This is a genomic window from Agriterribacter sp. (genome assembly GCF_035444585.1).
Taxonomy (GTDB): Bacteria; Bacteroidota; Bacteroidia; order Chitinophagales; family Chitinophagaceae; genus Agriterribacter.
In genome coordinates, this window is record NZ_DAOMOZ010000220.1 from 1 (window position 1) to 7,739 (window position 7,739).

Consider the following 7,739-nt stretch of genomic DNA (forward strand, 5'->3'; position numbering starts at 1 on the left):
AAGCCGATTTGGGAAAGATATTGGGATTGATCTCGGAATAATCAATAGGCACCAGGTCCTTGGTGCAACTGTTTGCCAGGAATGCAAACGGCAGCAGTATAACAATAATATATTTTTTCATACTTTATGGGTTAAAGTAAAATTTAGAAATTAAGATTGAGTCCTATGGTATAGGTCCTGATATATGGATATGCCGCAGTATAGGAATCGGTTTCGGGGTCCACTCCTGTATAGGGACTGATCACAAAAAGGTTCTGTACATCTGCATGGACGCGTGCCGAACTGAATACGTTGCTGAAAATGCTTTGCGGGAGGTTATAGCCCAATGAAATATTCTGAAGCCGTATAAACCAGGCGTCCTGTACAAAAAAATCACCGATGCCGTAAGGAGACCACCCGTAAAAAGAGCCGGGATGCGTGGCGGACGGGTTTTCAGGCGTCCATCTTTCCTTTACTACCCGCAAAGCATTGTAGCCGTTGGAATAAACGCCTGCAGCGCTAACGCCATAGGCAGTGTAGTTGGGGTCGGCAAAACGACGGCCAAACAGCGCGTTGAGATCAAAATTGAGGCTGAAATCCTTATAAGTGAAAATATTGGTGATGCCTGCCATAAAGCTCGGGTCGGAAGTGCCCATAAGCTCTGTATCTGCATCATCAATTATTCCGTCGGGCTTACCCGTACGCACAAACCTGCCATTGGCATCTACGACCGGGTTACCATTATTATCTCTGTCAAATCCGTTAATGTCCTTAATTTTTATCATGCCGGGTTTTAGCTCCGGCTGTGATTCCGGCTTTTCTTCTCCTACCTGTAAAATACCATCTGCCACCCGGCTGTATACCGCTCTTATGGGGTCGTTGGCGTTTTCATATACTGCAGGCTTCCAGTCCGGCGCCCTTTCCAGCCAGGTATCTTTGTAACGTGCAAACGTAAACATCGTTCTCCACTGGAAACCGGCAGACTGTACATTGCGTGTATTAACGGTTATTTCAAAACCCCTGTTTCTTGTTTTGCCTATATTGGCAATGATGGTATTTACTTCCTGGTAAGAGTTCAGTGTTTTAGTACCCAGCAGATCGGAGATCACATTGTTATACACTTCCACTGAGCCGTCTACTTTGCCGCCGAACAATGAGAAGTCAACTCCCAGGTTAGCGCCGGTAGTGGTTTCCCATTTCAGATCAGGATTTTCGAGCCGCGACAATGAAACACCAATAAGCCGTGTGTCATTGCCCGATAACCATGCCGGATAAGCGGAATAAGCCGCAAAAGCATTGCTGTTGATGGTGGCATTGCCGGTTTGACCATAGCTCAGCCTGATCTTAAGCTGGGAAACGGTATTTTTTAGGGCTGCAAAAAAAGGTTCTTCTGCCACATTCCATGCCAGGGCTGCCGATGGGAAAGTGCCCCATTTGTTGTTGACCGCAAAAACGCTGGCGCCATCTGTACGCACGGTAACGGTAGCATAGTAACGGCTCTTATAATTATAGTTCAACCTGCCGAAATAAGAAGCGATCATATTTTTTGAACCCGATGAACTGGTGGGCAACTGAATGCTTCCCGCACCAAGATTGTTCCATAAAAATGCATCTGTAATAAAGCCGGTGGCTCCTTCGCTGCTGAAGCTGTTAACGAACTTTTGCTGCGAAATACCGGCAAGCAGGTCAAAGCTGTGTGCCTGGCTGATTTGTTTTGTATAGTTGGCAGTTGCCTCAAGCAGGTAGGAGTTATTGTCTGAGTTGGATATAAATGCCCTTCCATGCTCCAGTTGGCCATGGAGTGTGGTAGTGGGCAGATAACTTTGTCTTTTGCTGATCCCCCTGTCTATACCCGCTTTCAATTTAATGGTCAGGTCTTTAACAGGAATAACATCAACAAAGAAATTGCCGAGCAACCTTTCAATCCTTCCCTCGTCGCTTATGGTCAGTAGTGAGTAGGGGTTGGGTTGCAGCGCCAGTTGAGGGTTCAGGGGATAATTGCCGTCTTCATCAATAGCGGGAATGTGCGGCCCCTGTTGTATGGCAGCCCGTATGATCCCTGAATTTTCGAATGGCTGATCGCCCAGTTGCGTATTCAGGTTGTCAATCCTGCTGGCGGTTAAGTTGATGCCTGTTTTGATGTACCTGTTTATTTCCTGGTCAATATTTGCTCTTACAGAATATCTTTTGAAAGCGGAGTTTTTGATAATGCCTTTCTGATCGTAATAGTTACCGGATATAAGGTATTTGGTATACCGGGTGCCGCCGGAAAGAGAGATGTTGTGCTGCATGGTAGAGCCGTCCCTGGTAACCAGGTCAAACCAATCCGTTCCGCGGCCTACATTGTTAATGGCGTTTTGCGTATATAATTTCCTGAATGGGCCGTTTACCGGGTTGGCTTCGGCTTCTTCCTGCGTTTTGGCGCCGTACGGATAAACGTTGTTATCAAACTGCCATTGTTCCCAGGCAGCCTCATTGCGCACCTGCATCCATTCGTTCAGGGGAAGCACGTCGAAGGGATTATTGTATTTCTGAACGGAGTAATTGCCGGAATACTGTACCCGCAATGCTCCTTCCCTGCCTCTTTTTGTGGTAATAAGAATAACGCCGTTCGCGGCTCTTGAACCGTAAATAGAAGTAGCGCTCGCGTCCTTCAGTACTTCTATGGATTCAATATCATTGGGGTTAAAAGAATTGAGTATGCTTTGTGTTCCGGCCTGGTACCTGCCGCCGCTCTGGGGTTGCTCCAGGTCGGTGATCGGGAAGCCGTCTACTACAAACAAAGGTGCATTGCTCGCATTTACCGATCCGGCGCCCCGCACCAGTATATCAAGCCCGCCACCCGGCTGGGCGCTGTTCTGCCGGATGGTTAAACCGGCTACTTTCCCTTTCAGCATATTGCCGATCTCGGGACCGGAAGAGAGTACAAGGTCTTTTGCTTTTACGGATGAAACGGCGCCGGTAACATCTCTTTTGCGCTGTGTGCCGTAGCCGATCACCACTATTTCCTCCGTTTGTCTTTCGATGGTATTTAATGTAACATTTACAACGGAACGGGTTTTTGAAACCGCTACTTCAACGGTTTCATAGCCTATGAATGAAATAACAAGTGTGCCGGATTCGTCCGGGATCTGGAGCAAAAATTCGCCCATTGCATTGGTGGTGGTTCCCCTGTCGCTCCCTTTCAGCTTTACGGAAGCGCCTTCCAGGGGTAACGCGGGATCATCTCCCGACAGCACGGTTCCCCGGATGTCTACAGGCGGGGGTGGTGGCGGGATGGAAGGGGCTGTAATTTGAGGAGCCGGCGCAGGAGATATCACAATAAACTTATCCCTGATCGTATACGACAGGGCCTGGTTTTTGAAAACCAGCGATAACACTTCTTCCGGGCTGGAGTTGGTAACGTTCACATCTACCCTGGCAGCCTTTGCTATCTCCGATTTACCGTAAATAACGTGGTAACCGGTTTGCTTTGCAATTTCTTTTAACACTTTTTCAAGGGTAACATGCTTCAGCTTCAGTGTTACACCCTGGGCGTACCCTTTTGCATTTACCTGTAATACACAGGTCAATAACAAAATGACAGTTAGTTTCATAACTAAGCAGAGTTTTAGTATTGCCGGGTTATAGTTAAAGAACCTGCACCTGAGTGCTTGGCGATAAACCTTTAATCGCATAGCTTTGTTTTGTTTAGGTTATTAATAAATGATCTGTCTCTTCCTTTTGATTGTTTAAACAATAGCCTTTACATCCTGCCGGAAGTGCTTCCAACGCTTCCGGCCTTTTTGGGCATTGTTCACTTTTATAGTTGCTTCATTTTTGTTTGATCGGGATCGTAAAATATTTGCGATGTTTTTTTAATCTCTCAGCGTGTTACCGTTACTGTTTTTCCTTCAATGTTAAAATGTACCTGTTTGGTCAGTTCCAGCAATTCAAGCAGCTTGGAGAGATTAACATGCCTGGGTATTTCGGCAACAAAAGTTTCGTCAATCCTGTCTTTATATACTACCTCCACTCCATACCAGCGCGCTGCCTGTTTCATTATCGTTGCAATGCCTGCCCCGTTAAAGCGGAATAAGCCGTCTTTCCATGCAAATGTTTCTTCCATATCGGGATTGCTTATTAGTTTCAGTTGTCCGTTTTTTTCATGCTGTGCCTGCTGGCCCGGTTGTAAGATCATGAAATTTTTTCCGCTGGCAACTTTTACAGATCCTTCCGACAGGGTTGTTTTTACAGCCTCTTCGTTGTTGTATGCATTAATATTAAAATGAGTACCCAGTACCTCGATCACCTGTTCATTTACTTTCACTTTAAAGGGTTTTGCCGTATTCTTTTTTACCTCAAAATATACTTCGCCTGTAATGGATACCTCTCTTTCATTGCCGGCAAAAGCAACCGGGTAAGTAATGGATGATGCCGCATTTAACCATACTTCTGTTCCATCGGGCAGCATCAGCCTGTACTCACCTCCCGTGGGTGTGCTCATGGTATTGTATATTACCCTGCGTGTGCCATCGGCGTTTTCATACTTCAGCTTCCCGCTGGCAAGCTTTATGATTTTGGCGCTGCCCTGGTTGGCCACTATTCCGTTTGATGCGCTGTCGAGGATTACCTTGCTTCCGTCCGAAAGCGTTAACGTGGCATAATTGCCCCCTGGTGTTACATCATGTACATATGTATCTTTCGCATTGTTTGTAGTAGCTTCTGCAGGTTTACGGTTGATGAAAAACCAGGTAGTGGCGCCGGTAAGCGCAACAAAAAATATTGCCACTATGCGCAGCCAGTAACGGTTTACAGGTCTAACACTCCGCAGCGGGATGGTGTGTTCATTGTTGTTGTTTTTAGACGACGCCAGGATCGTATTAAAATGTGCATCTGCCTCCTCCGGTGTTAAGGCTTCCGCGGGTGTGAACGAATGCCACGCTTCTTCCATCCAGCCGGCAAGCAATTCATTGTTGCTTATTTCCAGCATCATCCGCGAAAGCTCTTCTTTTTCGGAAGGTGAGCAGGTTTTTGATAAATGTTTCTTCAATAAATAGAGAAATCTTTTCTTTTGCATACACGCACCTAATTTAAACTGTAGTTCCCGCAGGTTTCTTTACTGCAGGCAATAATATGATCCGGACTACCGGCATGCCGTTAGCATACAGACAATCGGCCAAAAGAAAAGGAGTACTGCCGGTAAAAATTATTGTGGCAAATTAAAAATAAGGGAAACCACCGTTACAGATATGGCTGTTTGTTTTTCGAGCAGGCTGCGGATGGAACGTGAGGCTCTGGCTATATGCTTTTTAACCGTTAAAGGTGAAATATTCAATTGCCGCGCTATTTCCCGGCTTTTTAAGCCTTGCTCCCATCTTAGTCGGTATACCAGCTTTTGTTGCGGCGGCAACTGTTCCATGGCATGGTGCAGGGCTTTTTTGGTATCAAGGAAATCAATGGTTTCCGAAGTATTGTTTACCTGCTTATCTGTATTAGATGCTATTTCAGCAAGAATTAAGGTTTCAAGAGACAACCTGCGCAACCCGTTTATTGTTTTATTTTTTGCCACCCTGAACAACCAGGCGCTGAAACACCGGATATGCTCCATGCTTTCCCTGTCAATCCAGATCTTTACAAATACTTCCTGCAATACATCCTCAGCTATTTGTCGTGACTCTGTTATGCGCAGCACATAAAAGAAAAGTTTGTCCCGGTAGCTATCATACAATATGCGGAAGGCGCCTTCGTCACCGGTTGCCAACTGGTGTAAAAGATATGTTTCATCTATTTGTATATCGCCTCTCACACAGCTCGTTTGGGTAATGGTTAAAATAATAAATTGATTGAACTAAAATACAAAAAAATAACCGTAGTTTCCATAAAAAGCTACGCAATCGTATGCATGAATTGAGCCTGCAGCAAGGCATGCCCGCGGTTTAGCACCTCCTTCGTCGCGTACCGGCCGCTACATTTTCAAATTGCCCGCGGTCTGACGCTTCCTTTGTCGCGTACCGACCGCTACATTTTCAAATTGTCCCGCGGTCTGACGCCTCCTTCGTCGCGTGCCGACCGCTACATTTTCAAATTGCCATATTTTCAAATTTTCAAATTCTGTATTTGCCTTATCTTTAGCACCCTTAATTTTTTGTATAACGAATAACAACAAAATCATGAGCGTTACTTTAGGCAACCGCGAATATTTTCCCGGTATCGGTAAGATCAAATTTGAAGGCCCGCAGTCGGATAACCCGCTTTCATATAAATGGTATGATGAAAGCAGGGTGGTGGCAGGCAAAACCATGAAAGAACATCTGCGTTTTGCCGTGGCATACTGGCATACTTTCTGCGGAACAGGCGGTGACCCTTTTGGTCCGGGTACCAAACGGTTCCCGTGGGATGCCAACCAGGATGCCGTACAACGTGCAAAAGATAAGATGGACGCCGCTTTTGAGTTCATCACCAAATTAGGCGTTCCTTACTATTGTTTTCATGATATAGACCTCGTGGATGAAGGGAATTCCCTTACCGAATATGAAACCCGCCTCCGGGCTATTGTGGATTATGCAAAAGCCAAGCAGCAAGCCAGCGGGGTAAAGCTTTTATGGGGCACCGCCAATGTATTTTCCAATCCACGCTACATGAACGGCGCTTCTACCAACCCCGATTTTAAGGCGGTAGCATACGCAGGCGCGCAGGTTAAGAATGCACTGGATGCTACTATTGCCTTAAACGGTGAGAACTATGTATTCTGGGGCGGAAGGGAAGGCTATATGACCCTGTTGAACACCAATATGAAAAGAGAGCTGGATCACCTGGCTGCTTTTTTAACCATGGCACGCGACTATGCACGCGGCAACGGATTCAAAGGCACTTTTTTCATTGAGCCCAAACCCTGCGAACCTACCAAGCATCAATACGATTATGACAGCGCTACGGTAATAGGGTTTCTCCGGCATTATGGTTTAGACAAGGATTTTAAATTGAATATTGAAGTAAACCATGCAACATTGGCCGGTCATACTTTCCAGCACGAGTTGCAGGTAGCAGCCGACAATGGCATGCTGGGCAGCATGGATGCCAACCGCGGCGATTACCAGAACGGATGGGATACCGATCAGTTCCCTACCAATCTCAATGAATTGGCTGAATCGTTACTTATCATTCTTGAAGCGGGAGGCTTTGCCGGTGGTGGTGTCAATTTCGATGCTAAAACCCGCAGGAATTCAACCGACCTGGAAGATATTTTTCATGCGCATATCGGCGGCATGGATGCATTTGCCAGGGCGCTGGTCATTGCAGACAATGTATTACAAAAATCTCCTTATCAAAAATTCCGTAAAGAACGCTATGCTTCATTTGACAACGGAACAGGACGAAGCTTTGAGCAGGGGAAGCTGAAATTAGAAGACCTGAGAAACTTTGCGGCGGAAAACGGGGAACCCGAACAACTGAGCGGCAAGCAGGAATGGCTGGAAAATATGATCAACCGGTATATCTGAAATAACTGCGCTCGGAATCATCATTTTGATGTAGGTTTGCTGGCTTTTTTAAAACCAGTAGTATAATATTTTGAATATACAAACATGAAACTTTCTTCGAGACTACAGAAATTCAATGAGCCGGAAACATTAAAGATGGCAAAATTAGGCCGTGAGCTAAGAGCTAAAGGTATAGACGTAATTGACCTCAGCCTCGGTGAGCCCGACTTTGATACGCCAGAACATGTTAAGCAATACGCTAAAAAAGCGATAGATGATAACTACAGTCATTATACGCCT

At 45.8% G+C, this 7,739-nt stretch carries 4 protein-coding genes and 1 pseudogene; 2 read left to right on the forward strand and 3 right to left on the reverse strand.

From position 1 onward, the window contains the following. Positions 1 to 143: 143 nt before the first annotated feature. The 3 genes from PLH26_RS18130 to PLH26_RS18140 form a co-directional block, all read right to left on the reverse strand. Entirely contained in the window at positions 144 to 3,575 is a 3,432-nt protein-coding gene (locus PLH26_RS18130) for a TonB-dependent receptor (protein ID WP_324587446.1), read from the reverse strand. A gap of 269 nt (positions 3,576 to 3,844) precedes the next feature. Continuing rightward, on the reverse strand, positions 3,845 to 5,038 hold the full coding sequence (locus PLH26_RS18135) for a FecR family protein (protein WP_324587447.1): 1,194 nt from the start codon (positions 5,036 to 5,038) through the stop codon (positions 3,845 to 3,847). Positions 5,039 to 5,167: 129 nt separating this feature from the next. Next, positions 5,168 to 5,767: an RNA polymerase sigma factor gene (locus tag PLH26_RS18140; protein WP_324587448.1), complete on the reverse strand. Its 600-nt coding sequence runs from the start codon at positions 5,765 to 5,767 to the stop codon at positions 5,168 to 5,170. Positions 5,768 to 6,131: 364 nt separating this feature from the next. Here PLH26_RS18140 and xylA point away from each other — a divergent pair, with 364 nt between their 5' ends. Next, positions 6,132 to 7,460, forward strand: coding sequence for a xylose isomerase (gene xylA, locus PLH26_RS18145; RefSeq protein WP_324587449.1), 1,329 nt, complete (start codon positions 6,132 to 6,134; stop codon positions 7,458 to 7,460). 84 nt (positions 7,461 to 7,544) lie between these two features. Continuing rightward, positions 7,545 to 7,739: pseudogene (locus PLH26_RS18150) on the forward strand (aspartate aminotransferase); the annotation flags it as partial.

Excerpts from the sequence above, each read along its gene's own strand:
- PLH26_RS18130 (WP_324587446.1), bottom strand. The coding sequence starts at position 3,575 with ATGAAACTAACTGTCATTTTGTTATTGACCTGTGTATTACAGGTAAAT.
- xylA (WP_324587449.1), top strand. The coding sequence starts at position 6,132 with ATGAGCGTTACTTTAGGCAACCGCGAATATTTTCCCGGTATCGGTAAG.
- PLH26_RS18135 (WP_324587447.1), bottom strand. The coding sequence starts at position 5,038 with ATGCAAAAGAAAAGATTTCTCTATTTATTGAAGAAACATTTATCAAAA.